24 protein-coding genes and 1 riboswitch are annotated in these 23,169 nt (G+C 64.4%); of the genes, 12 read left to right on the forward strand and 12 right to left on the reverse strand.

Going from position 1 to position 23,169, the window contains the following annotated elements; all coding sequences use genetic code 11:
- The first annotated feature begins 5 nt into the window (after positions 1-5).
- Entirely contained in the window at positions 6-1,022 is a 1,017-nt protein-coding gene (locus AC3A4M_RS02125; protein WP_498733627.1) for a zf-HC2 domain-containing protein, read from the forward strand.
- 50 nt (positions 1,023-1,072) lie between these two features.
- On the forward strand, positions 1,073-1,537 hold the full coding sequence (locus AC3A4M_RS02130) for a twin-arginine translocase TatA/TatE family subunit (RefSeq protein ID WP_498733629.1): 465 nt from the start codon (positions 1,073-1,075) through the stop codon (positions 1,535-1,537).
- Here the strand turns inward: AC3A4M_RS02130 and AC3A4M_RS02135 are convergent.
- From AC3A4M_RS02135 to AC3A4M_RS02145, 3 genes are read right to left on the reverse strand one after another with little or no spacing between them, the layout of a single operon-like run.
- Positions 1,534-2,682 carry an Mrp/NBP35 family ATP-binding protein gene (locus tag AC3A4M_RS02135; protein WP_498733631.1) on the reverse strand — a complete coding sequence of 383 codons (1,149 nt, stop codon included), beginning with the start codon at positions 2,680-2,682 and terminating at the stop codon, positions 1,534-1,536. The two genes, AC3A4M_RS02130 and AC3A4M_RS02135, sit on opposite strands and share 4 nt — an antisense overlap.
- A 3-nt stretch (positions 2,683-2,685) precedes the next feature.
- Complete coding sequence (locus tag AC3A4M_RS02140) at positions 2,686-3,282, reverse strand: DUF1003 domain-containing protein (RefSeq protein ID WP_139004750.1); 597 nt, start codon at positions 3,280-3,282, stop codon at positions 2,686-2,688.
- Complete coding sequence (locus AC3A4M_RS02145) at positions 3,275-4,558, reverse strand: magnesium transporter MgtE N-terminal domain-containing protein (RefSeq protein WP_498733634.1); 1,284 nt, start codon at positions 4,556-4,558, stop codon at positions 3,275-3,277. The genes AC3A4M_RS02140 and AC3A4M_RS02145 overlap by 8 nt, the downstream gene beginning before the upstream one ends.
- A gap of 119 nt (positions 4,559-4,677) precedes the next feature.
- On the opposite strand from AC3A4M_RS02145, the gene AC3A4M_RS02150 reads away from it, so the two are divergent.
- Positions 4,678-5,574 carry a YflT domain-containing protein gene (locus AC3A4M_RS02150; RefSeq protein ID WP_498733636.1) on the forward strand — a complete coding sequence of 299 codons (897 nt, stop codon included), beginning with the start codon at positions 4,678-4,680 and terminating at the stop codon, positions 5,572-5,574.
- Between the two features lie 123 nt (positions 5,575-5,697).
- Here AC3A4M_RS02150 and AC3A4M_RS02155 read toward each other — a convergent pair whose 3' ends face one another.
- Entirely contained in the window at positions 5,698-7,155 is a 1,458-nt protein-coding gene (locus AC3A4M_RS02155; protein WP_498734081.1) for an aminopeptidase P family protein, read from the reverse strand.
- A gap of 196 nt (positions 7,156-7,351) precedes the next feature.
- Here AC3A4M_RS02155 and AC3A4M_RS02160 point away from each other — a divergent pair, with 196 nt between their 5' ends.
- The 3 genes from AC3A4M_RS02160 (at position 7,352) to AC3A4M_RS02170 (ending at position 10,433) form a co-directional block, all read left to right on the forward strand.
- Positions 7,352-8,233: a PHP domain-containing protein gene (locus AC3A4M_RS02160; protein WP_498733638.1), complete on the forward strand. Its 882-nt coding sequence runs from the start codon at positions 7,352-7,354 to the stop codon at positions 8,231-8,233.
- Positions 8,234-8,589: 356 nt separating this feature from the next.
- Complete coding sequence (locus AC3A4M_RS02165; protein ID WP_498733640.1) at positions 8,590-10,290, forward strand: sodium:solute symporter family protein; 1,701 nt, start codon at positions 8,590-8,592, stop codon at positions 10,288-10,290.
- An 11-nt stretch (positions 10,291-10,301) separates the two neighbouring features.
- Complete coding sequence (locus AC3A4M_RS02170; protein WP_240793011.1) at positions 10,302-10,433, forward strand: putative transporter small subunit; 132 nt, start codon at positions 10,302-10,304, stop codon at positions 10,431-10,433.
- A gap of 99 nt (positions 10,434-10,532) precedes the next feature.
- Here AC3A4M_RS02170 and AC3A4M_RS02175 read toward each other — a convergent pair whose 3' ends face one another.
- The 3 genes from AC3A4M_RS02175 to AC3A4M_RS02185 form a co-directional block, all read right to left on the reverse strand.
- Positions 10,533-11,438 (reverse strand): DNA-methyltransferase, encoded by a 906-nt coding sequence (locus AC3A4M_RS02175; protein WP_498733644.1) that lies wholly within the window; start codon positions 11,436-11,438, stop codon positions 10,533-10,535.
- A 38-nt stretch (positions 11,439-11,476) separates the two neighbouring features.
- Entirely contained in the window at positions 11,477-13,162 is a 1,686-nt protein-coding gene (locus AC3A4M_RS02180; protein WP_498734082.1) for a DEAD/DEAH box helicase, read from the reverse strand.
- Positions 13,163-13,498: 336 nt separating this feature from the next.
- Positions 13,499-14,983: an RNB domain-containing ribonuclease gene (locus AC3A4M_RS02185; protein ID WP_498733646.1), complete on the reverse strand. Its 1,485-nt coding sequence runs from the start codon at positions 14,981-14,983 to the stop codon at positions 13,499-13,501.
- A gap of 51 nt (positions 14,984-15,034) precedes the next feature.
- Between AC3A4M_RS02185 and AC3A4M_RS02190 the strand changes: the two genes are divergently transcribed.
- Positions 15,035-15,742, forward strand: a complete 708-nt coding sequence (locus AC3A4M_RS02190) for a ferritin-like fold-containing protein (RefSeq protein WP_498733647.1) — start codon at positions 15,035-15,037, stop codon at positions 15,740-15,742.
- Between the two features lie 32 nt (positions 15,743-15,774).
- On the opposite strand, the gene thiE is transcribed toward AC3A4M_RS02190, so the two are convergent.
- A complete protein-coding gene (gene thiE, locus AC3A4M_RS02195) occupies positions 15,775-16,416 on the reverse strand; it encodes a thiamine phosphate synthase (RefSeq protein WP_498733649.1) in 642 nt (213 codons plus the stop codon).
- 106 nt (positions 16,417-16,522) lie between these two features.
- Positions 16,523-16,657: riboswitch (TPP riboswitch) on the forward strand.
- On the opposite strand from thiE, the gene thiO reads away from it, so the two are divergent.
- The 4 genes from thiO (at position 16,654) to AC3A4M_RS02215 (ending at position 19,156) form a co-directional block, all read left to right on the forward strand.
- The gene (gene thiO / locus AC3A4M_RS02200) at positions 16,654-17,805 is read left to right on the forward strand and encodes a glycine oxidase ThiO (protein WP_498733650.1); all 1,152 of its coding nucleotides are present in this window, start codon (positions 16,654-16,656) and stop codon (positions 17,803-17,805) included. (Overlaps the previous riboswitch by 4 nt.)
- Positions 17,802-18,038 carry a sulfur carrier protein ThiS gene (thiS, locus tag AC3A4M_RS02205; protein WP_498733653.1) on the forward strand — a complete coding sequence of 79 codons (237 nt, stop codon included), beginning with the start codon at positions 17,802-17,804 and terminating at the stop codon, positions 18,036-18,038. Before thiO ends, thiS begins: the two co-directional genes overlap by 4 nt.
- A 3-nt stretch (positions 18,039-18,041) precedes the next feature.
- Positions 18,042-18,809 carry a thiazole synthase gene (locus AC3A4M_RS02210; protein WP_498731263.1) on the forward strand — a complete coding sequence of 256 codons (768 nt, stop codon included), beginning with the start codon at positions 18,042-18,044 and terminating at the stop codon, positions 18,807-18,809.
- Between the two features lie 14 nt (positions 18,810-18,823).
- Positions 18,824-19,156 (forward strand): 4a-hydroxytetrahydrobiopterin dehydratase, encoded by a 333-nt coding sequence (locus AC3A4M_RS02215; protein ID WP_498733655.1) that lies wholly within the window; start codon positions 18,824-18,826, stop codon positions 19,154-19,156.
- A gap of 22 nt (positions 19,157-19,178) precedes the next feature.
- Here the strand turns inward: AC3A4M_RS02215 and AC3A4M_RS02220 are convergent, their stop codons facing one another.
- From AC3A4M_RS02220 to AC3A4M_RS02230, 3 genes are read right to left on the reverse strand one after another with little or no spacing between them, the layout of a single operon-like run.
- Complete coding sequence (locus AC3A4M_RS02220; protein WP_498733657.1) at positions 19,179-19,478, reverse strand: hypothetical protein; 300 nt, start codon at positions 19,476-19,478, stop codon at positions 19,179-19,181.
- Positions 19,479-19,492: 14 nt separating this feature from the next.
- The gene (locus tag AC3A4M_RS02225) at positions 19,493-19,717 is read right to left on the reverse strand and encodes a DUF3107 domain-containing protein (protein ID WP_074701505.1); all 225 of its coding nucleotides are present in this window, start codon (positions 19,715-19,717) and stop codon (positions 19,493-19,495) included.
- A gap of 47 nt (positions 19,718-19,764) precedes the next feature.
- Positions 19,765-20,385, reverse strand: coding sequence for a TetR/AcrR family transcriptional regulator (locus AC3A4M_RS02230; RefSeq protein ID WP_139004764.1), 621 nt, complete (start codon positions 20,383-20,385; stop codon positions 19,765-19,767).
- 150 nt (positions 20,386-20,535) lie between these two features.
- Here AC3A4M_RS02230 and moeB point away from each other — a divergent pair, with 150 nt between their 5' ends.
- Positions 20,536-21,720 (forward strand): molybdopterin-synthase adenylyltransferase MoeB, encoded by a 1,185-nt coding sequence (gene moeB, locus AC3A4M_RS02235; RefSeq protein WP_498733659.1) that lies wholly within the window; start codon positions 20,536-20,538, stop codon positions 21,718-21,720.
- Between the two features lie 38 nt (positions 21,721-21,758).
- Here moeB and AC3A4M_RS02240 read toward each other — a convergent pair whose 3' ends face one another.
- Entirely contained in the window at positions 21,759-23,102 is a 1,344-nt protein-coding gene (locus AC3A4M_RS02240; protein WP_498733661.1) for a glutamyl-tRNA reductase, read from the reverse strand.
- Positions 23,103-23,169: the final 67 nt, after the last annotated feature.

Genomic DNA, 23,169 nt, shown 5'->3' on the forward strand with positions numbered 1-23,169 from the left:
CCACCATGCGCCACCCCGAACGTGATTTGGCGGAGTATCTGGACGGTGAACTTGCTGACGAGCGCCGGCCGGGTTTTGAACGCCACCTGCAGCGCTGTGGGCGATGCCGTGAGTCTGTTGCGGAACATCGCGCCATTCAGGAGCGCCTGCGTGCCCTCGACGTGCCGCCGCCCGGCCCAGACCTGGCCAGTAGAATCCTGAGCCGCAGTTCCCACGCCTTCGTACCCGTCTCCACGGCTACGCCCGATGCTGCGCCGGCCTCGCCGGCGGCCGCGCTGCCGTCCGCGGAGGGTGAAGCAGCAGGGTCTCCGCGCCACCGCACTGCGCTGACGCTGTGCAGCGTCTTGACGGGCTTCGCGGCTCTGACTGCGGGGACGGCCTATGTGCTCGGCGGTGAAGACTCCCGTCCCGTTGCCAGCGGTGCCGGTTCCTCCGACGCGGACTGGCAGGGAACACAGGAACTGCAGTCCAGTCTCGCCGGCAGCGTCCATGAACTGGACCGCGAAGGCCTCGCCGAACTCCGTGGCCACGGGTGGAATTGCCCGCAGCTTGTCGGAATGGGTTATGAGTTCGTCTCCGCGCGAAAAATCGAGATTGCCGGTGCACCGGCCGTCCGGATAGAGCTCGCGAATGAAGAGAGCGGGACTGTTGTGGTTACCGAACAACGGCGCGGCACGGAGCGGATCAGGAACGAGGAGCCCGATGCCACCCGCGCTGAGGCCGCAGTGAATGCCGTGACAGGAAACACCGTGGCAGCCGACGGGTTCCATCCTGTGGACGGTATGGACCGGGAGATGTGGGTGCACTCGGCCAATGACTGGACCGTTGTGCTGGACTCGGAGAACGTGACCTATACAGTGTGGGCGGACATCCCGCTCTCGGCGCTGCCGGAGACGGTCAACCAGATCATCGTGACGGAGAAGTCACGACTGATGCTTCCGGAAGAAGAACCCGCGGACGATCCGGTCAACCGGATCATCCGGGGGCTGGGCAAGCTGATCGAACCTGCGGGCGAGCGATGATCCCCGACCAAAGTTGGCTGTTACAGGGCCGGAACAGGTAATCTTCAAACGTGCTCGGAATTAACGGATCGGAACTGATCATTCTCGCGGTAATTGCCGTGATAGTGCTCGGTCCTGAGCGTTTACCCGAATACGCCGCCCAGCTGGGCCGGCTTGTTAAGCAGCTGCGCAGGATGGCGGCCGGGGCTAAAGACCAGCTCCGCGAAGAAGTCGGCGACGAAATTGTTGATATGGACTGGCGCAAGCTCGATCCACGTCAGTATGACCCGCGCCGGATCATCAAGGAAGCTCTGCTTGACGACGATGAAGACGACGATTTCGGTCCGCAGCGCAGCACAGCGAAGTCAACTCCTGCCCTGGCGGCCGGAGCCGCTGGTGCAGCCGCTGCCGCAACGGCGACGAAAACGGCCGGAACCTCTACGGCAGCAGCGGGTCCAGGAGCAGGCCCCGGGACCAGACGCATTGAGCGGCTCGAGCCGGGCCAGGCTGCCCCTTTCGACGTCGAAGCCACCTAGGCCGGACTGACCCCCAAGGGACGGCCAGCGAGACCGCGGGGGCGGGATGCCAGCTCCGCGGCGATGCTCCGCAAAGCCTTGGCTGCCGGTGAAGACCCTGCCGGGCCGTCCGCCAGAACGATGGGTTCGCCGCGGTCGCCACCTTCCCGAAGCCGCGGATCTAAGGGGACACTGCCCAGCAGCTTAATATCTTTGTCCAGGGTGCTGCTCAACCGCTCGGCCACCACCTGCCCGCCGCCGGCGCCGAAAACTTCCACCCGGCTGCCGTCCTCCAGCTCAAGCCAGGACATGTTCTCGATGACACCCGCGATCTGCTGGCCCGTTTGCACCGCGATGGACCCCGCCCGTTCTGCGACATCGGCGGCAGCGCTTTGCGGCGTGGTGACCACGAGTATCCGGGACTCGGGCAGCAGTTGCGATACGGAGATGGCGATGTCACCGGTGCCGGGCGGCAAGTCCAGGAACAGTGCGTCAAGGTCGCCGAAGTAGACATCGGTCAGGAACTGCTCCAGTGCACGGTGGAGCATCGGTCCGCGCCACGCCACCGGCTGGTTTCGCGAGACGAACATGCCGATGGAGATGGTTTTGACGCCGTAGGCCACCGGCGGCAGGATCATTTCGTCCACGCGCGTGGGGGCACCGGTGATGCCCATCAGGCCGGGGATGGAGAAACCGTAAACGTCCGCGTCGATGATCCCTACACGCAAACCCTGGGCCGCCATGGCACACGCGAGATTCACAGTGACGCTGGATTTGCCCACGCCGCCCTTACCGCTGGCCACGGCGTAGATCCTGGTCAACGAGGACGGATCGTTGAAGGGAATGCCGCGCTCCGCGCCGGGCCCCTTGAGCCGTTCCTTCAAAGCGGTGCGCTGTTCCTGTGTCATCACATCCAGCACCACCGAAACCGCGCTGATGCCTGGTACGGCGGCCAGGGACTTCTCCACATCGCTGGTAATGGTGTCACGAAGGGGGCACCCGGCGATGGTGAGCAGCACTTCCACGGTGACAGCGCCGCCGTCGTCAATGGAAAAACCCTTCAGCATGCCCAGTTCGGTAATCGGCCGGCGCAGTTCCGGGTCGATGACTTTTTCCAGGGCCCGCTGGACGGACTGCCTGTCGGGTAGGGGATGATACGGTGTCACGGCTTAGCTTTCGGATTGTTTCTGGGGACGCGCGGAAATGCGGGGCAAGGCAGCAGTCGCGTCCGAGACTTTCTTCTTGCCCCTGCGGACGGGACGCTCGTCGCCGTCGTCGGACTCAAGGAGTTCCTCGAGGACGCTTCGAAGTTCGCTGCGGACGAAGTCGCGGGTGGCCACTTCCTGCAGCGCGATGCGCAGCGCGGCCAGTTCACGCGTCAGGTACTCCGTATCGGAAAGGTTCCGCTCGGCGCGCTGCCGGTCCTGCTGGAGCGAGACCTTGTCCCGGTCGTCCTGACGGTTCTGGGCCAGCAGCAGCAACGGTGCCGCGTAGGACGCCTGCAAGGAAAGCATCAGCGTCAGCGCGGTGAAACCCAGTGCCGCGCTGTCGAAGCGCAGCGACGGCGGCCCCCACGTATTCCAGCCGAGCCAAATCAGGCAGAAGACCGACATCCAGACCAGGAACTGCGGGGTACCCATGAACCGGGCGAAGTTCTCGGTGGCGCTGCCGAAGGCATCCGGGTTGGGCCGCAACCGCGGAAGCAGACGGGCGCGCGCCTCGCGGGGGATGTCCAGCGCACCGGCGGTATTCTTCTTCTCAGCCATTTCGGCCCACCTTCCGGCTCAGTGATACTTCATCATCCTGCGCCCTCCAGTCATCGGGCAGCAGATGGTCGAGCACATCATCCACCGTAACCGCACCAACGAGCCTGTCGTCCTCGTTCACCACGGCGAGCGAGTTCAGGTTGTAGGTGGCCAGCATCCGCGCCACTTCGCTGACGTCCGCCTGATCCGACACCGGGTCAAGGTCCGTATCCACAATATTGCCCAATGCCTCCGGCGGCGGATAGCGCAGCAACTGCTGGATATGCACGACGCCGAGATAACGGCCCGTGGGTGTTTCCAGCGGCGGCCGGCAGACGAAAATGGCCGACGCCAACGCGGGCGTCAGTTCCTCGCGGCGTACGTGGGCCAGGGCTTGGGCTACGGTAGCTTCCGGAGGCAGGATGACCGGAACCGGGGTCATGATGGAGCCGGCAGTGTTCTCCTCATACTCCATGAGGCGTCGGACGTCTTTGGCTTCCTCTGGCTCCATACGCTGGAGCAGTTCTTCTTTCTGCTCTTCGGGCAGTTCCGCCAGCAGGTCTGCAGCGTCGTCGGGGTCCATTTCTTCCAGGACATCCGCGGCACGCTCAATGTCCAGCGAGGACAGGATCTGGACCTGGTCGTCGTCCGGAAGCTCCTGGAGCACCGCCGCGAGCCGCTGGTCCTGCAGCTCGCTGGCTACCTCGATCCGGCGTTTGCCCGTCATCTCGTGCAGGGCTTCGGCAAAGTCCGCTGCTTTGAGGTCCTCGTGGCTGGCCACGAACGCCGTTGCCGCCTGAGGCTCGTTCCGGGCGCCCTGCTGGGCCTCGTTCCAGTCGATGATGAGTGTTTCGTTGCGGCGCAGGCTGCGAAGCGGGGAAGTGGAGTGGCCACGCCGGACAAACAGCTGGGAAACGTACCAGTCACCGTTCCTGGACTTTTCCATCGCGATGTCTTCGATGGTGGCGTCGCCGCTGCCGTCCGCCAGAGTGACCCGGCGGTCGAACATCTCCGCGACCATCAGCATTTCCGCGCCACGCTGTTCGAACCGGCGCAGGTTGACCAATCCGGTACAGATGATTTGGCTGGCGTTGATCGAGGTAATTCTGGTCATGGGCACAAAGACGCGTTTCTTGCCGGGGACCTCGACGACAATGCCCACGACCTGGGGCGGTTTGGCCCCGCCGCGGTCAAGCGCTACGGCATCACGCAGCCGACCCAGACGGTCGCCCAAAGGATCGAAAACGTCCAGGCCGAGCAGGCGTGCAACGAAGACTCTGGTTGGATTTGTGCTCATCCCATTAGGCTACGTGGTATGCGCCGTCCAAGCCGCACTGGGGCGCGCGAAAGGCCACAGACGTTCACCTGAAGCGATACCGGGCACACTGCCGGGACAATGTGGGGGACAATGAGGGTATGTCAATGCTTGGCCGTACCGAATCACGTGACCTGAAGCCGGGGCTTCCGCAAGGCGAGCTGCTCGGCAATTACCGGACTTATCTGGACGCGCAGAAAGTGGTGGACTACCTTGCGGACCAGGAGTTCCCCGTCCAGCACGTGACAATTGTAGGCAATGACCTCAAGTCCGTGGAACGCGTCACTGGCAGGCTGAGCTATCCGAAGGTTGCTCTTTCCGGGGCGGCAACGGGTGCATGGTTCGGTCTGTTCGTAGGGCTTCTGCTGATGCTGTTCGGCGGTGGCGGAAGCTACACGCTGGTGCTCTCTTCGATGGCCATGGGCGCCGCATTCTGGATCCTGTTCGGTGTGGTCAGCTATGCGTTTACCCGCGGCAAGCGGGACTTCACCTCGACCCAGCAGACGGTGGCAACCAGCTACGACGTCGTCGTTGCCACCGAAGTGGCGCATGAGGCCCGCCGGCTGGCCTCACAGCTGCCAATGCCCGGCCATCCTTTCCACCCCGGTGCACAGGGGCCTGGCCCCGGGCAGCAACCGCAGCAATCCCAGCAGCAGCCGCCGATGCCTGACCGTCCGGCGCAGTGGGGCGATCCGTACCAGCAGCCCAGCCAGAACCAGGCCGGCCAGAACCAGCCCGGCCAGCCAGACATCCCGCCGCAGCCAAACAGCCAGCCGTCGGCCGGTGCCGGTAAGGAAAACGGTGCCGAGACAACGGGTATGCCGGTGCGTGGCCGTTTCCCGGATCTGCCGGACGGCCGTCCCCAGTACGGCGTCCGCATCTCGCCGGAGCAGGAGCAGAGCCAGCCGGATGACCGCGGTGGGCCTTCCGGCAACCCGGAAGAACAGCGGAAACAGGACCAGAAACCAGAGGGTCCCTCGGAGCAACCGCGCCAGTAAGGCCGCCAGCCTCCAGGGAAATCCAAACAGTAGGGGACGGATCCATTGCGGATCCGTCCCCTACTGTTTCTGCTGTCTGGTCCTGCGGCGCCTGGCCGGGCAGAGGCTGCCCGGCCGAGCAGGCTATTCCCCGGTGGGGCTGTAGATGCCGGCCATCCAGGACTCGACCTCGTCCGGCTTGCGTGGCAGCGCTGCGCTGAGGTTTACCGGGCCATCGGCGGTCATCAGGATGTCATCCTCGATCCGGATACCGATGCCGCGATATTCCTCCGGAACCGCTAGGTCTTCGTTCTTGAAGTAGAGGCCCGGTTCGATGGTGAAAACCATGCCTTCCGTGAGGATGCCGTCCAGGTAGAGCTCGCGCTTGGCCTGCGCACAGTCGTGGACGTCCAGCCCCAGGTGATGGCTGGTTCCGTGCGGCATCCAGCGCCGGTGATGCTGGCCGTGCTCGGACAGCGCCTCGTCCAACGAAACGGGCAGCACACCCCACTCGTCCAGCCGCTCGGCCAGTACTGTTACGGCAGCCGTGTGCACATCACGGAACTTCGCGCCCGGCTGGGCCGCGGCGAAGCCGGCATCCGCCGCGTCCAGCACGGCCTGGTAGATCTTGCGCTGGATCTCGCTGAAGCTGCCGTTGACCGGAAGGGTCCGGGTTACGTCCGCGGTGTACAGGGAATCGGCCTCCACCCCGGCATCGAGCAGCAACAGATCGCCCGCGTTGACCCTGCCGTTGTTGCGGATCCAGTGCAGGATCGTTGCATTGTTGCCGGCTGCGGCAATCGTGTCGTAGCCGAGATCATTGCCCTCTTCACGGGCGCGGGCGAAGAACGCGCCTTCGACCACGCGCTCGCCCCGGTCATGGATGATCGCGCGCGGCAGAACCTTGACCACTTCATGGAAGCCGTTGATGGTGGCGGCTACGGCTTTTTTGATTTCCGCAATTTCCCACTCGTCCTTGAGCAGGCGCAGTTCGGACAGGGCTTCGGCAAGCAAAGCGTCGAGCTTGTCGGACTCTTCCAGGTCCACCCCCGTGTTGATGCGGGAAGTGTCGACGAGCGCGTCCACGTTCATGTCCACTTCGCGCAGCAGGCGGATCCGCATGCCGCCGACACCGACCACGCCGGCGCCTTTGGTAATGGCTACCTCGAGCTCGCTCAGCTCAGCGGTGTCGAGGTCCAGCAGCTGGTTGAGCTCGGGCAGGGTGGGCCGCGGGCCGATCCAGAATTCGCCGTAGCGGGCGTTAGCATAGAACTCCGGTGTATCCCGGCCCGACAGCGGGCGGAAATAGAGTGTGGCATGGTGGTGGCCGCCGTCGTCGCCGACGCCTTCTGCCGTCGGTTCCAGAACCAGGACGGCTTCTGGCTCATGGTCCAGTCCGAGACCGGTCAGATGGGCGAAGCCGGAATGCGGGCGGAACCGGTAGTCCGTGTCATTGGAGCGGACCTTGAGCGGACCGGCGGGGATGACCAGCCGCTCGCCTCGGAACTTCTCCGAAATGGCACGACGGCGGCGCGCGGCATGCGCTGCCACCTCGGCTTTGGCCGGGGCCTGGGCGGTACTTGGGGCCCACTTGCTGCCCATGAAGTCCTTGAAAGCATCGGATTCCGGGCGCTGCGATCGGTTGTTTCCGCGCTCTTCGAGCGGCTGCCCTTCGGAAGCCTGCAGCGGGGCGCTGTTATTGACGTCTGTACTCACCGAACCATCGTCTCACCGGCGCCAAGACCTGCCAAACGTTCCAGCACAGCATTCCGGTGCCGGTGCGCGGTAGATTGGTGGCGTGAGAATCGATCTGCACGCACACTCCACAGTCTCGGACGGCACGCAACCGCCCGCCGACGTCGTACGTTCGGCTGCCGCCGCAGGCCTGGACGTAGTCGCGCTGACCGACCACGACTCGACGGCGGGCTGGGAGCCCGCTTTCGCGGCTGCGCGTGAATGCGGCATCGGGCTGGTACCCGGCATGGAAGTGACCTGCCACTCTGTGCAAGGGATCAGCGTCCACGTCCTGGCCTACCTGCACGACCCGACCCACCCCGGTCTGCTGGCAGAAATCGGTAAAGCCCGCGACGCTCGGCTGACCAGGGCCGAACGGATGGTCGAACTGCTGGCGGAGGACTATCCGATCACGTGGGCGGACGTTAATGCCCATACCGCTCACGGCGCGACGGTGGGGCGCCCGCATATCGCGGATGCCCTGGTGGCGGCGGGCATCGTTTCCGACCGCAGCGAGGCGTTCGCCCATATTCTGACGTCCCGGTCGCGGTATTACATGACGCACTACGCGCCGGAACCTGCACGCGCCGTCGAACTGATCAAGCAGGCGGGCGGCGTGGCCGTCTTCGCCCATCCCGTGGCCTCCAGCCGCGGCAGGGTTGTCGGTGAGGAGGTCTTCCGGGAAATGATCGACGCCGGGCTCGACGGCGTGGAGGTTGACCACCGGGATAATCCGGAAGAAGGCAAGGTCTGGCTCCGGCGGCTTGCCGCCGAAAACGGGCTGCTGGTCACCGGATCCAGCGACTACCACGGGGCGGGAAAACCCAACCGGCTGGGGGAGAATACGACCTCCGTCCAGGTGCTCGAAAGGATCCTCGAACTGGGCACGGGAAGTGCTGCCTACCTCCCGCAGCGGGACACAAAAAGCGGCTATCAGGCGCAATGATGCTAAAGTATTGAAAGCACGATGCTTGCTTGTAGCAATCTTCCGATGTCTTAGAGCCGGAAAACGCACAGGTAGGAAGCATTATTAATCCCGTAGTCGGCTGAAGAACAGCCACTGCCTTTGCGGCGCGGAGGGATTCCGGCCGCATTTTTGTTTGCTGCAGCGAGTGCAGCTTGTTGTTGGGTCCGGCATTGTGCCGGACGGGAGTGCGCGCCTCGAATCCTTCACCGGATTCAGATGTCCGCGGCCTTTTTGACGAGGAACCGCCGGACGAAACGTGGAAATAGAGCCTTGACGGCCGGCGCGCGTTGAATCTGGCAGGTGCCCGGTGAGCCTGTCATGAGGAGAGGAAGCGAATGACGCCTGAGGCGGAGTTCTATCAACTGAGCGGCTGGACCGTAATCCTGCTGTTGGTGCTGTTTTACGGCGGCACACTCCTGATGTCCACACTCATCGGGAAAAAGAAGGAAAACGCAGACGGTTACATGACTGCAGGCAACAAAGTCGGCTTCGGAATTTCCGCGGCCAGCATGACGGCGACCTGGATCTGGGCGTCCTCCATGTACGCCTCGGCAACGTCGGGCTACACCTACGGCATTTCGGGACCGATCCACTACGGTCTTTGGGGCGCACTGATGATCCTGTTCATCTACCCCTTTGGCAAGCGCATCCGCAAAGTCGCGCCAAAAGCCCATACGCTCGCTGAGGTTATGCATGCCCGACACGGTCGTTCCAGCCAGCTCATGCTGGCCGGTTCGAACGTCGTCGGGAGCCTTATCAGCCTCACCTCGAACTTCATCGCCGGCGGTGCGCTGATTGCGCTGCTGTCACCGTTCAGCTTCTCGCAGGGCATCATCGTGATCGCCGCAGGCGTGCTGCTCTACACGCTGTGGTCCGGCTTCCGGGCTTCCGTGATGACGGACTTTGCCCAGGTCGTCGCCATGCTTGGCGCCGTCGTCGTTATTATCCCGGTGGTCTTTTTCTCCGCCGGCGGCCCCGACATGTTTACCCAGGGTGCGGCGAATCTGACGCCGCAGCAGTCCAACTTCTTCTCTTCGGATGCCTTCCTGAACCAGGGTGCGCCGTACATCGCCGCCGTGCTGGCCTACGCCATCGGCAACCAGACCATCGCCCAGCGGCTCTTCGCAGTGCGTGAGGACCTGATCAAGAGGACCTTCGTCACCGCGACGATCGGCTACGGTGCCACCATCATCGGTGTCGGCATGCTCGGCGTCATGGCGCTGTACCTGGGTATTTCGCCGTCCGGCGGAGACACCAACAACCTGATTCCGCAGATGGCCTCCACCTATCTCGGGCCGATCCTGCTGGGTGTCTTCCTGATTATGATCATCGGCGCGCTGTCTTCGACGGCGGATTCGGATCTGGCCGCGCTGTCCTCGATCATGATGGCGGACGTCTACGGACAGAACATCGCCAAGGGCAAAGCCAACCCGAAGACCATGCTGATGGTCGGCCGCATCTCGATGATCGTTGCCACGGCCGCTGCACTGTATTTCGCCAGCGGACAGATGAACATCCTGGACCTGCTGGTCTTCGTCGGTGCACTCTGGGGCGCACTGGTCTTCCCGGTGATCGCCAGCTTCTACTGGAACAAGGTCACCAACAAGGCGTTCACCGTTTCGGTGCTGGCGGCACTCGCCGTCTTCATCCCGGTCCGTTTCGAGTGGTTCCCGATGGACGGCGCCACCGGCATCGTCTTCGACGTGGTCTCCGTGGTGGGTATCGGCGTTGTGCTGGGCCTGATGTCCTTTGGGTTCTTCGGACTCAAGGCAGCCCGGATCATTGGCGCCCTTGGCGCGCTGGTTGCGGCGCCGTTCGCCATTGGCTTCCTGCATGATTACACGGTCCTGACCGGTTCGCTGGTGGCCTACGCCATCAGTACCGTGGTCTGCTACGCCATGTCGGTGCGCAGCAAGCAGGACTTCGACTTCGCACTGATCAAGCAGCGCATCGGCGATTACGACACGGATTCCGAGACCGAGCCGGAGCTCGACGCTACTGCTGCCGGCACCGCTGCAAGCGGCGCCGGAAAGTAAAGGAGAAACCTATGGAAACCATTCTTTTGACCATTTACGTACTGATGTGGCCGGTGATCGTCGGCGGAACCTTGTTCATGATCTGCAAGGGCTTCTTCCGTGACTGGGCCGAGGCCCGTAGAGAGGGTCGCACCATAATCTAAGCGACCCGCTGCCAACAAAGGCGGCCGGACAGTTTCATCGAAACTGTCCGGCCGCCTTTGTTCTGCCTGCAGCACGGGGGCTCAGCGGATGTTCAGGCCCTAAGGTGCAGGTGCTGATCCGAAGCGAACCACGGAAGCCTGAGGCGAGAGGCGCTTGTCCATGACCTCGATTGCCTGCGGGTTCTGGTCCACGCAGACAAAGCGCCGTCCCAGCTGTCCCGCCACGGCGCCGAGGGTGCCTGAACCGGCAAAGAAGTCCAGTACCCAGTCGTCCTTGCGGCTGCTGGCTGCCACAACGCGCCGGAGTAGGCCCTCGGGCTTCTGCGTGGGGTAGCCGGTCTTTTCCTTGCCGGTCGGGGAGACGATGGTATGCCACCAGACGTCCGTGGGAAGTTTGCCTCGGGCAGCCTTCTCCGCAGTGACCAGGCCCGGAGCCATATAAGGCTCGCGGTCCACCTCGGCATTGTCGAAGTGGTAGGTGCGGGGGTTCTTCACGTAGACCAGGATATTGTCGTGCTTGGCAGGCCAGCGGTTCTTCGCGCGGCCGCCGTAATCGTAGGCCCAGATGATTTCGTTCAGGAAGGATTCGCGGCCGAACAGGGCATCCAGCAGCACCTTGGCGTAGTGCACCTCGCGGTAGTCCAGATGCAGGTACAGCGTGCCGTCGTCGGCGAGCAGCCGCCAAGCCTCGGCCAGCCGGGGCTCGAGGAAGGACCAGTAGTCATCGAAGGCATCGTCGTAGCTGGAGAGCATGCCCTTGATGGTCTGGTAGGAGCGGCCCTGGAAGCCCACCCGGTCGCCCTCGCCGTCGGCGCTGCGGACCATGGAAAGCTGCTGCCGCCGCTGGGACCGGCCGGTATTAAACGGCGGGTCTACGTAGATGAGCGTGAAGGCGCCGTCCGGCAGCGTCGGCAGGAACTCCGCGTTATCCGCGTGCACCACCAAGTTGCGGCCGTCCGGCGACCACAAAGAACCGGGCCCGGGCCCGCAGACGGTCTCCGTCATAACTGAAGAGGTAGCCTATTCTCGTCCCGTGCTGCCGGTTATTCCGCGTTACCGGCGCCGGAGGTATCCGGCGCGCTGACCACTTCGCCGTTGCGCCGCCGGGTACGGCTGCGGCTGCGGCGCGGACGAACGCTCTCACCCTCGGTCTTGGTGGTGTTCTCGGCCTGGGCCGGACGGTCGGTTGCCGCGCGGCCGGCAGCTTCTTCGGTTCCGGAAGAACGACGACGGCGCCGGCGGCTTCCGTCGGAAGGCTCGGTGGCGCGGGATCCGGCTTCGGAACGGCCTTCGCCGCGGCCGCGGCTAGGGCCGCCACCGTGTTCGGAGCCACGTCCGCCCTGGCGGCCGGAATCACGCCCGCCGTGCTTCTTGCCGGTTTCGCCCAGGTCTTCAAGCTCCTCGGCGTCGATGCCGGCGAGTTTGCGCTGGTTGCGGGGCAGGCGACCCTTGGTGCCCTCGGGAATGTCCAGATCCGTGTACAGATGCGGCGATGAGGAGTAGGTTTCCACCGGCTCCGGCTGGTCCAGGCCCAGGGCCTTGTTGATCAGGCCCCAGCGGGGAACATCGTCCCAGTCCACGAACGTGACCGCGGTGCCCTTGTTGCCGGCACGGCCGGTGCGGCCCACACGGTGCAGATAGGTCTTCTCGTCTTCGGGGCACTGGTAGTTGATCACGTGGGTGACGTCATCGACGTCGATACCGCGGGCAGCGACGTCGGTGGCGACGAGCACATCTACCTTGTCGCTGCGGAAGGCACGCAGCGCCTGTTCACGGGCGCCCTGGCCCAGGTCGCCGTGGATGGCGCCGGCGGCGAAACCGCGGTCAATCAGCTCTTCGGAGACCTTGGCGGCGGTGCGCTTGGTCTTCGTGAAAATGATGGTCCGGCCGCGGCCGCGGGACTGCAGGATTCGCGAGACAACCTCGGTCTTGTCCAGGTTATGCGCACGGTAGATGACCTGGCGGATGTCTTTCTTGGTGATGCCCTCATCGTCCGGGTCAGCGGCACGGATGTGCGTCGGCTGCGTCATGTAGCGACGCGCCATGGCGACGACGGGGCCGGGCATGGTGGCGGAGAAGAGCATTGTCTGCCGAATGGCAGGGGTGGCGGCAATCAGCGTTTCCACGTCGGGCAGGAAGCCCAGGTCCAGCATTTCATCCGCCTCGTCAAGAATCACGATGCGCACGTTCTTCAGGTTCAGGTGCCGCTGCCGGTGCAGGTCGATCAACCGTCCCGGTGTTCCCACAACCACTTCGACGCCCTTGGCGAGCATCTCGGTCTGCGGCTCATAGGCGCGGCCACCATAGATGGTGGCGATGCGCGCATTGCGGTGGCGCGAAGCGGTGGTGAGGTCCTTGGCCACCTGCACGGCAAGCTCACGGGTCGGAACGATGACGAGGGCCTGCGGGGCACCCGGGACGGGCAGTTTGTCATAACCGTCGTCTTCGGGGCCGACAACGCGCTGCAGCGCGGGAATGCCGAAGCCCAGGGTCTTGCCGGTACCGGTCTTGGCCTGCCCGATGATGTCATGGCCGTCGAGCGCCACGGGCAGCGTCATGGACTGGATCGGGAAAGGGTGCGTGATGCCGGCGTCGAAGAGCGAGCGAACGATGTCGGCGCGGACGTTGAAGTCGGCGAAGGTCTGCTGCGGAATCTCGTGCGGACGTTCATCGGAAGCGAGGCTTGCCTCGACTTCGATTTCCTCAAGGCTGTTTTCCGCATGGAGCAGGTTGTTCTGGTCCACGAGGGAATTCTCAGTGTTCAATTAAATACCATTCAAATAAGGCGCCTGGGCCCCGGTGCTCAACGACACGGCCATCTTGCGGCCGTGCGGAACTGTCCGGTTGCGTGACGCAGCCAGTGGAAGCCGATCGCGGGCTAACAACTGCGTGCCGGTGCAAGCCATCATGGCCATGCCGGCGGGTTAAAGATCGCGTAGGTGCGGATCTGTTGATGAAATTTACTAACAATCAACGACCGGGCATCCAGTTCTACAATGACCAGTCTACCGGCTGGCACCAAATCGTCTCCCGGGCCGGCGCCATGGCGCGGATGGACGGACCGCTCAGGCCGGGCTGATCAGCTCGAACCGGACCGTGCGCTTCTCGATATCGGCCTCGACCAGACGGGCCCTGATGGCAGTGCCGGCCTGCAGTTCGCCGTCGCAACGCGCGCTGACCGCGGGATCACTGATCTGGATAGTGCCGTGCGGGACGGCTTCCTGACGGCCGTTGCCATTGGAATTATGGTTCGAGTGGTTGTTGGAATTACGGGCCGAGATTACCACGGCATCGAATTCCTCGCCCACCCGGTGGCTGAGCAGGGCCGCTTCCACCGCGTCCAGCGCCGCACGATCCAGCCGTCCGGACAGCTGGTCCGAGGCAGCCATCAGCTGGGGGAGTTCCGGCAAGGCCTGCCGGGCCCAGCCGGGCACCTCGGTCTTGGCGCACAACGCCTCGCAGATGACCAGGACAAAGCGGTCCACCAGACGGCGCAGCGGTGCGGTGGTGTGGGCGTATGGCGCAGCGATCGCGGCCTGGGTCTGCTCCTGCGGCACCTCGCCGTCGAACGGTGTGTAGCCGGCGCCGCGGAACAGTGACCCGGCTGCGTCCATGAGTGCCAGTTGTTTCGGATCCGCGGTGTCGAGCCCGCGCAGATATTCGCCATAGGCAATACCCTCCGGCCAGGGGTGGCCCAGAGCCTTGGTCTGGCGTCGGAACCGGGCCTCCGACTCCTCGTCTGGAGCGGGCATGGTGCGCAGGATTCCTACCTTGCCCTTGAGCATGATTTCCGCTGCGGCCATACCGGTCATCAGCGAAATCTGGGCGTTCCAGTCCTCGACCGGCCGTGCAGGGCGCGCGACGATGAAGTAATGGCGGCCGTCATGGGCTATTTCCTCATCAGGAAGGTTCAGACTCGCGCCGCCGCGCTGCCGCTCCAGCTCGATGCGCTTGAGCCCTACTTCTTTGAGCAGCTGCAGATAGACCGGCGCTTCGCCGGAATCAATGTCCTGCTGGACCTGTTCGTAGTTCAGCTTGGCGCGGCTGCGCATTCTGGCCCGGCGCAGCGACACGGTGCTGACCACTGCGGCGGCGTCGAGCTCGAATTCCCACACGAATGCGCTGCGGTCCTGGTCCGGGAGGAGGCTGCCGGAGTCTTCGCTGATCACCGGCGGGTGCAACGGAATGCGTCCATCCGGAGCATAGATGGTCTGGCCGCGCCGTCGCGTCTCAGCGTCAAGTTCACCGCCGGGAGCAACAAAAGCGGGAACATCCGCGATGGCATACCAGAGCCGGTAGCCCCCGCCGTCGCGCTCGATGTACATCGCCTGGTCCAGGTCGGTGGAGCTTGGCGGATCGATGGTGACAAAGTCCAGCCCGGTTAGGTCCGCGGCTGGCATGGACTGTTCCGCCACGGCCTTCTCGGCTTCCGCAAGGACCGAAGGGCTGAACGCCGCGGGAAGTTCCAGCTCGGTGCGCAGTTCCTTCAGCACACGGGCGAGCAGATGCTGCGATTCATTAACTCTGGCGTCAACGTGTGAATACGGCACAGGCCCAGCCTATCGCCACAGCGCCGCAGGTGGGGCGTTAGGGTAGTGCTCATGAGCTCCGAAGGATCCTTCCCCGCTGATCGCCCGGCCACCAGCAACGGGACAGGAGCGGAACATCTGCAGCATGTCGTTGATCTGTATGGCGTCATGGCCTACGGCGAGCTGTCCGCCTTCGAGCGGTTCTCCTCGGACGCCCGGTTCTCGCCGACGTTGAAAGACCGCGCGGATCTCGGGCGCCTCGCAGTCGTCGAATTCGGGCACTTTGAACTTGTCAGCGCCGAGCTGGCGCGCCTTGGTGTCGACGTGCAGGTTGCCATGGCGCCTTTCCAGGCTTCGATCGACGCGTTCCACGAGCGGACGCGGCCCGGAGACTGGTATGAATCGTTGATGAAGGCCTACGTCACGGATGCCGTTTCGGGGGATTTCTACCGTGCGATCGCCGACCGGCTGGATCCCGAGACGCGCGCGCTGGTGTCCAGGATCAAGGAAAACGGGGACCAGCTGGCCTTGCTCACTAGTCGGCTGCGCAGGGCGCTGGAACATGACGAGCGGCTGGCCTCGAGGCTGGCCTTGTGGGGCCGGCGGCTGGTCGGCGAGGCGTTGACGCAGGCGCAGCGCATCGGGATCGAGCGGGCTTTCCTGGGCGCCCTGCTGGGACTGGACGAACCGGCCTCCCAGCAGGCGGTCACCGCGGAACTTTTCGCAGAACTGACCCGGAACCATTCCCGCCGGATGAACGCCCTGGGCCTGACCGCCTGAACGTTCACGCCACCAGCCGGCCGAACGCCGGGTTACAGGGGCGGCAGCGCGGACTTCAGCGCCCTGGCAGCCTCGGCCGGATCATCGGCATCGGTGACGGCGCGAACGACGACGACGCGTTTGGCCCCGGCCTCCGTTACCTGGCCGATGTTCTCCAGATCGATACCGCCAATGGCGAACCACGGCTTGCCTGAACCCGTCTGCGCCTGCTGGGCGGCAGTAAACTCCACCAGTTGAAGACCGACGGCGGCCCTGCCCGGCTTGGTAGGGGTGGCCCAGAGCGGCCCGGTGCAGAAATAGTCCAGGGCGTCATCGGCTAAGGCAGCTGATGCCTGTTCCGGAGTGTGGGTGGAGCGGCCGATGGCGGCAGCGGGCCCGAGCACGGACCGGGCCGCGGCCGGCGGAAGGTCCTGCTGACCGACGTGGAAGACCGGTGCCCCGGCCACTGCAGCCAGATCCGCCCTGTCGTTGACGGACCACGGCTTTGAGTGCCGGGCGGCAACGTCGGCGAGCACGCCGAGCAGCTCCAGCTCTTCGGCGGCATCGAGGGACTTGTCCCGCAACTGGATGATGTCCACACCGCCGGAGTAGGCAGCATCGAGGAACTGCTCGAAGTCCCCACGGTCGCGGCGCGCGTCGGTGCAAAGGTAAAGCTGGGCAGAGGAAAAATCCATACCTGCAACCATAATGGCAAACCGCGCAAGGAACTCCGCGGTGGCGGGACGCGGGCTTCGGCAGCAGAATGTGACGCCGGCGAAGCCGCAACTATGGCTACACTGGAGAAAACACTGCGGGAGCCTGAAAGGGCGGCACGTTCGGCAATTGCCGGCGGCCGACAGGCTGAGAGGGTGCCTGGCACCGACCGTCGAACCTGATCCGGGTCATGCCGGCGTAGGGAAGGAAGCTCAAAGTTGTCCAAACATGTTGCCGTCATCGGCGCGGGCATAGTGGGACTGGGTATCGCCGCAGAAGCCACCCGCCGCGGCCACCGTGTCACCGTCATCGATCCCGCTCCCGCCACGGGCGCCACGTACGCCGCCGCGGGCATGCTCGCCCCGGTCAGCGAACTGCACTACCAGGAAGAGCGGCTGCTGGCCCTGACCCGCGAGTCCGCCCGGCTTTACCCTGGGTTCGTTGCGGGGCTGGGGGAGACCGGCTACCAGGAAACCGGGACCTTGGTTGCCGCTTTCGACGCCGCGGACCGCACCGCGCTCGCAGACCTGAAACAGGCGCAGCTGGCCGAAGGACTCGAGGTCCACGAAATCACCAGCCGCGAGGCCCGGCGGCTCGAACCCAGCCTGGGCCCGGCCCTGACCGGTGCCTTCTACGCGCCGGGCGACCACCAAGTGGATCCACGGGCCCTTTCCACGGCGTTAGTGAAGATGCTGCGGAACTCAGGCGCCGCCGTCGTAAGTCAAAAGGCAGCCGGACTCATCACCGATGCTGGGGGCACAGTTGTTGGCGTGCAGTTAGCAGGCGGCGAGGTCATCGCGGCAGACGAAACGGTGGTCGCGAACGGGCTTGCGGCCGCCAACCTCTCCGGCCTGCCCGAGGGGCTGCGGCTGCCGCTGCGTCCGGTGTACGGGGACATTCTGCGGCTGCGCGTATCCACAGGCCTGCAACCGTTTCTCACCTCGACAATCCGTGGCATCGTTCGCGGGCACCCGGTTTATCTTGTTCCGCGCGAGGACGGCACGGTGGTGATCGGGGCCACCCAGCGCGAGGACGGGTCGGCGGATGTGTCAGCCGGCGGGGTGTACCAGTTGCTCCGCGACGCCCAGACGCTGGTGCCGGCCGTCGCGGAACTCGCGCTCGAAGAGATGACCTGCCGTGCTCGGCCGGGAACACCGGATAATGCGCCGTTGCTGGGACGGGTGGCGTCAGGGGCGGAGGACCTTCCGGGCTTGGTAGTTGCCACCGGATTCTTCCGCCACGGAGTGCTCCTGACGCCGGTCGCGGCCAGGATCTGCGCCGACCTCATCGAGGGTGTGCAAATCTCAGCCGAGCTACTGCAATTCAATCCCGACAGGTTCAGCAATATGACCAAGGAGAGTCACGCATGAAGATCACCGTCAACGGCAGTCCGTACACCTTGCCGACCGCGCCGACACTGCTCGAGCTGGTGGCCAGGACCACCGGCCGTGAATTGGCGGAGGACGGGCGGCCGGCCGACGGCGGACGGCTCGGTGTGGCTGTCGCGCTGAACGCGGAGGTAGCGCCGCGCGGCAGCTGGGCCCGGACCGTGCTCGCCGACGGCGACGGCGTAGAACTCGTGACCGCGGTACAGGGAGGCTGAATAATGGATGAACTGATGATCGACGGGGTAAGGCTCGGATCACGCCTAATCATGGGCACGGGCGGGGCGCCGAGCCTGGATGGTTTGGGCGAGGCGCTGCTGGCTTCCGGAACAGAACTCACCACGGTAGCGATGCGCCGCTACGCGGCCGGTACCGGTACTTCGGTCTTCGACCTGCTGGACCGCCATGGCATTCGCGTGCTGCCGAACACGGCGGGCTGCTACACGGCGCGGGAGGCGGTGATGACCGCCGAACTCGGGCGCGAAGCCCTGGAGACGAACTGGGTGAAACTCGAAGTCATCGCGGACGAAGAGACACTGCTGCCCGACGCGGTGGAACTTGTCGAGGCAACCGAGGCCTTGGTCAACCGCGGGTTCAAGGTCTTCGCCTACACCAATGACGACCCGGTGCTGGCCCGCCGGCTCGAGCTGCTGGGTGCTGCCGCCGTGATGCCGCTGGGTGCTCCGATCGGTACCGGGCTGGGAATCCTCAATCCGCACAACATCGAATTGATTGTCTCGCGCGCCGGGATTCCGGTGGTGCTGGACGCCGGTATCGGCACGGCGTCGGACGCTGCACTGGCCATGGAGCTTGGCTGCGACGCCGTCCTGCTCGCCACCGCCGTGACCAGGGCCCAGCATCCGGTCCGCATGGCCGAAGCCTTCAAACATGCGGTCATCGCCGGTAGGCTGGCGGCAACAGGTGGCCGGATTCCCAAACGGGAGCACGCATTGGCTTCATCATCGTTTGCAGGCCGCCCGGATCTCTAGCCACAGGAGGAGCAATGGGCGCCGAGGACAAGCTGGACAGCAAGCAGATCGATGAACAGCTTAGGACGCTGCCGGATTGGCGCCACAGCGAGGGCGCGCTGGTTACCGTCTTCAAGCTCGAGAACGGGCGCGCTGCGCTGGATTTCATCGCCGGAGCGGGAGAGTTGGCCGAGGAGGCCAACCACCATCCGGACCTGGACTGGCGCTACAACAAGGTCTTCATCCGGTTGACGTCACATGATGCTGGGTCCGCGGTAACAACCCGCGACGTCGCTGCAGCCACTTCCTTGAGTGAGCTTGCCACCCGGCTGGGAGCCACGGCCCAACCGGACAAGTACCCGGCCTGACGGCCAGGTACCCTCCGGCGGGTCAGCGCAGCGCTTCGGTCAGGCGCTCCACGTCAGCGGGGACGCGACGCCGGCCGACCATGAGCACCGTGAGCCAAGCCACGGGAACGGTCACCACCATGGGCAGCAGCCAACTCAGGTACTCCACGCCGGGCTGAGAGCCAAGGCCTGCGAACATCAGGATGAGCCACAAGATGGTAGCGGCCAGGATGGCCGATGCCGGCAGCAGCAGGACGCCGTAGGCGTGGCGCTTGTTGTCAATGCCCCACGCGCTCATGCCCACGGCGGCTGCCGCCAGAATGATCAGAACGAACTGGACCACGGTGCTGACGGGGGCTAAAGGGCCCCGAAGCCGACCTTGCGCGGCTCCTCGGCGCCGATTTCCACATAGCCGAGGACATTGGTCGGGACGATGACCAGGTTGCCCTTGCTGTCTTTCAGGCGCAGCTCGGCGCCGCCGTTCATGGCACGGGAAACCATTTCGGCAACTTCATCTGCGGACTCGTCGGACTCGACGACGATCTCGCGGCCGACGTTCTGAATACCAATCTTGATTTCCACTACTGATGCCTCCTGGTGTGCGAACGATGTCTGGTTCGAAATCTATCTTAGGATTCCTTCGGGAACCGTGAAATTCCGCGCCAAGCTAAACGGTAGATCAAATCGACGGCGGTATCACGCTCAAGCTCGTTGTCGGCCTGGAGCCAGTAACGGGCGCTGATCTGGGCCATGCCGGCCAGGGCCCGCCCCAGCAGCGTCGCCTCCACCTCCGACAGCTTCGTGTCATCGGCGATGACAGCGGCAATGGCACTGGCCAGTTGGGCGTTGAAGTCCTCCAGACGTTTGCTGACGTCCGGATCATTGTTCAGGTCCGATTCGAACACCAGCCGGTGTGCCTGGCTCTCCTGGGAAATGAAGCGGTAGTAAGCATCCATGGTGGCATGGACGCGCAGTTTGTTGTCGTTGGTGGAGTTCAGGGCTGCCATCAACATGGCCGTGAGCGATTCCAGATGGTGGTCCAGCAATGCCAGGTAGAGTTCCCGCTTGCCCGGGAAATGCTGGTACAACACGGGCTTGCTGACCCGGGCCGTCTCCGCGATCTCGTCCATGGCGGCGCCGTGGTATCCGTTGGCGACAAAAACTTCGTGCGCTGCCTGGAGCAGCTGGCGCCGGCGCTCCTCGCGGGGCAGGCGGGCAGGCTTGGCCGCCGGCCGGGAATCAGTACTCACTGTCTTCGGACCTCATCTGGCACCCGATTGTGGCCGCGCGCCGGTATAGCAGGAAATCTTGACTATCGTTCTCCAGCCAGTTTACGCGTCGGTAATACAGATCAATTCATCTATTCTGCCAACCCGTGGGCGTCGGCGTAGATTGGCTCTATGAATACGCAGGAATCACTGTTGTTGCCGCCGTTGGTGGAGCCCGCGGCCGAGCTCACGCAGGCCGAGATGGAGCGGTACTCGCGGCACCTGATCATTCCCGAAGTCGGCATGGCGGGACAGCTCCGGCTGAAGAATGCCAAGGTCCTCGTCATTGGCGCCGGCGGACTGGGTTCTCCGGCCATGCTGTACCTGGCGGCGGCCGGCGTGGGCCGGATCGGCATTATTGACGATGACGTGGTCGAGACCAGCAACCTGCAGCGGCAGGTCATCCATACCGTCGCCGATCTGGGCCGCAGTAAGGCGCAATCGGCGCGGGAAAGCATCCTCAACCTCAACCCCGGGGTGGACGTGGTGCTCCATGAAGTGCGGTTGGACAGGTCCAATGCGCTGGAGATCTTTGCCGGCTATGACGTGATTTTGGATGGCACGGATAACTTCGCCACCCGCTATCTGGTCAATGACGCCGCCGCGATCCTGGGCAAGCCCTATGTCTGGGGGTCGATCCTGCGGTTCGACGGGCAGGTCAGCGTTTTCTGGGACAAGTACGGGCCGAATTACCGCGACCTCTACCCGGAAGCTCCGCCGGCGGGTTCCGTGCCGTCCTGCGCCGAAGGCGGCGTGCTGGGCGTGCTCTGTGCACAGATCGGGTCCGTCATGGTCAACGAGGCCATCAAACTAATCACCGGCATTGGCCAGACGCTGTTGGGCCGGGTCCTGATCTTCAACTCGCTCCAGATGAGCTGGCGCGAACTGCGCGTGCGTAAGGACCCGGACGGCGAACCGATCACGGAGCTGATGGACTACGAAGCGTTCTGCGGCGTGGCACCTGGAGCCACGGTGGATGCCGACCATACGGTCTCGGCGCCCGAACTGGCGGCCATGCTCCAGTCCCGCGGACAAGGCCCGGGAGACTTTGAGCTGATCGATGTCCGCGAGCCGGGCGAATTCGAGATCGTCAGCATTCCCGGTGCCACGCTGATTCCGAAGGGAAGGATCCTGTCCGGCGAGGCCTTGGGCGAGCTGCCCAGGGACCGGGACCTGGTCTTCCACTGCAAGGCCGGGACGCGTTCGGCCGAAGTGCTGCAGAACCTGCTGGACCACGGCTATACTCGTGTGCGGCATCTCGATGGCGGCATCCTCAGCTGGGTGCGTGAAGTGGAGCCGGACAAGCCGGTGTACTGAGCCGCAGGCACTGCCCGCAGGGTACTGAGCCGCAAGGCTCAGGCGGTAGCGGCCTGTTCCCGGCTGCCGCCCGAATGGTCTACGGGGCAGCTGTCCTCGCTGGCGGAGCTGGCCGGTGCTGCGGCGGGTTCTGCAACACTGATGCCATAAAGTGCGTCAAGGGCCGCGATGTACTGGTCCTGCTGGCCGTTGGCGGCGAGCTCGCGGGCACGCACGGTCGGCAGATGAAGCAACTGCTTGACCATCCGCCGCATGGCGAATTCCACTTCCTGTGCAGGGCCGGTGCAGCCGTGCTGGTTACGGACCTTCTCCAGCTCCGTTTCCAATACCGCCATGGTGTGCCGGCGCAGTGCAACAATGGCGGCATCCACGGAGCGTGCCTGCTGGCTTTCCTCGAAGGTTCGTGCGGCGTGATCCACAATCTTTGCTGCCTGGTTGACCGACTCTGCCTGCTCTTCCGGAGCGGCCAGCCGCACGGACTCCAGCGTGATGAGCTCGACGCCGTCCAGTTCGCCCACAGCGGGATCGAAATCGTGGGTCAGGGCCAAGTCGATGATGGTCAGCGGCTTGGCGTCGGCTTCACGGCCGGCGGCAACCTCGGCGGCGCTGATCTGGCGGTCGCTGCCGCTGCAACCGATGACAACATCCGCAGCGGCAACGGCAGCGCCTAAGGTCTCTTCCGTCAAAGGGAATCCGCCGCGGGTCTCGGTGAACGTCCGTGCACGGCCGGAGGATGAGTAGACGGAAATACTGGTGCAGCCGCGTTCGCGCAGCAGCGCCATGGTGGCACCGGCATACGCCCCGGTGCCGAAAACAACGACGTTCTTGGACGCCCAGTCGCGCTCTTCGGCCAGATCGGTGGCCAGGTCCAGGGCAACGGAAACGATGGAAAGCCCGCGGCCGCCCAAAGCGGTCTGGGCGCCAACGTCCTTGGCGGTGCGGGAAGCGGTCTGGAACAGCCGCACGAGCGCCCCGCTGGCGGTGCCCTCCTGCTGCGCCTCGTTCAGGGCGCGGCGCACCTGGCCGGCGATTTCACGCTCGCCCACAACGGCTGAATCGAGGCCGGCGCCGACGGCAAAGAGGTGGCGGGAGACCTTGGGACCGGTATTGGTGGAGAAGGAGCGGGCAACCAGGTTTTCGTCCAGCCCGGAACGGTCGCTGATCTCGGAGATCACGGCCGTGCGTGCGGCATCGACGTCGCCTTCGGAGCCGGTTTCGCAGTAGATCTCGACGCGGTTGCAGGTGGCAAGGACCACGGCGCCGGAGATGGGGCTTCCGTCCTTGAGCACGCTGGAAGCGACCTGGGAGGAGCCGGCACTCAGGCGGGCTACCGTTTCCAGATCAAGATCGGAATGGGTCGCAACCAAGGATAGTAAAACCACAACGCCTCATATCTTAGCCCGTAGGGACTTCAGGTTCTTCTTAGGATTGCCTGTTTACCTTGGGTTT

Source organism: Arthrobacter sp. Soil_C_60, from assembly GCF_057656375.1.

Bases quoted from the DNA above. Each gene is read 5' to 3' on its own strand.
- AC3A4M_RS02125 (WP_498733627.1), top strand. From the start codon at position 6: ATGCGCCACCCCGAACGTGATTTGGCGGAGTATCTGGACGGTGAACTT.
- AC3A4M_RS02140 (WP_139004750.1), bottom strand. From the start codon at position 3,282: ATGGCTGAGAAGAAGAATACCGCCGGTGCGCTGGACATCCCCCGCGAG.
- AC3A4M_RS02145 (WP_498733634.1), bottom strand. From the start codon at position 4,558: ATGAGCACAAATCCAACCAGAGTCTTCGTTGCACGCCTGCTCGGCCTG.
- AC3A4M_RS02150 (WP_498733636.1), top strand. From the start codon at position 4,678: ATGTCAATGCTTGGCCGTACCGAATCACGTGACCTGAAGCCGGGGCTT.
- AC3A4M_RS02155 (WP_498734081.1), bottom strand. From the start codon at position 7,155: ATGGGCAGCAAGTGGGCCCCAAGTACCGCCCAGGCCCCGGCCAAAGCC.
- AC3A4M_RS02165 (WP_498733640.1), top strand. From the start codon at position 8,590: ATGACGCCTGAGGCGGAGTTCTATCAACTGAGCGGCTGGACCGTAATC.
- AC3A4M_RS02170 (WP_240793011.1), top strand. From the start codon at position 10,302: ATGGAAACCATTCTTTTGACCATTTACGTACTGATGTGGCCGGTGATC.
- AC3A4M_RS02175 (WP_498733644.1), bottom strand. From the start codon at position 11,438: ATGACGGAGACCGTCTGCGGGCCCGGGCCCGGTTCTTTGTGGTCGCCG.
- AC3A4M_RS02190 (WP_498733647.1), top strand. From the start codon at position 15,035: ATGAGCTCCGAAGGATCCTTCCCCGCTGATCGCCCGGCCACCAGCAAC.
- thiE (WP_498733649.1), bottom strand. From the start codon at position 16,416: ATGGATTTTTCCTCTGCCCAGCTTTACCTTTGCACCGACGCGCGCCGC.
- thiS (WP_498733653.1), top strand. From the start codon at position 17,802: ATGAAGATCACCGTCAACGGCAGTCCGTACACCTTGCCGACCGCGCCG.
- AC3A4M_RS02210 (WP_498731263.1), top strand. From the start codon at position 18,042: ATGGATGAACTGATGATCGACGGGGTAAGGCTCGGATCACGCCTAATC.
- AC3A4M_RS02215 (WP_498733655.1), top strand. From the start codon at position 18,824: ATGGGCGCCGAGGACAAGCTGGACAGCAAGCAGATCGATGAACAGCTT.
- moeB (WP_498733659.1), top strand. From the start codon at position 20,536: ATGAATACGCAGGAATCACTGTTGTTGCCGCCGTTGGTGGAGCCCGCG.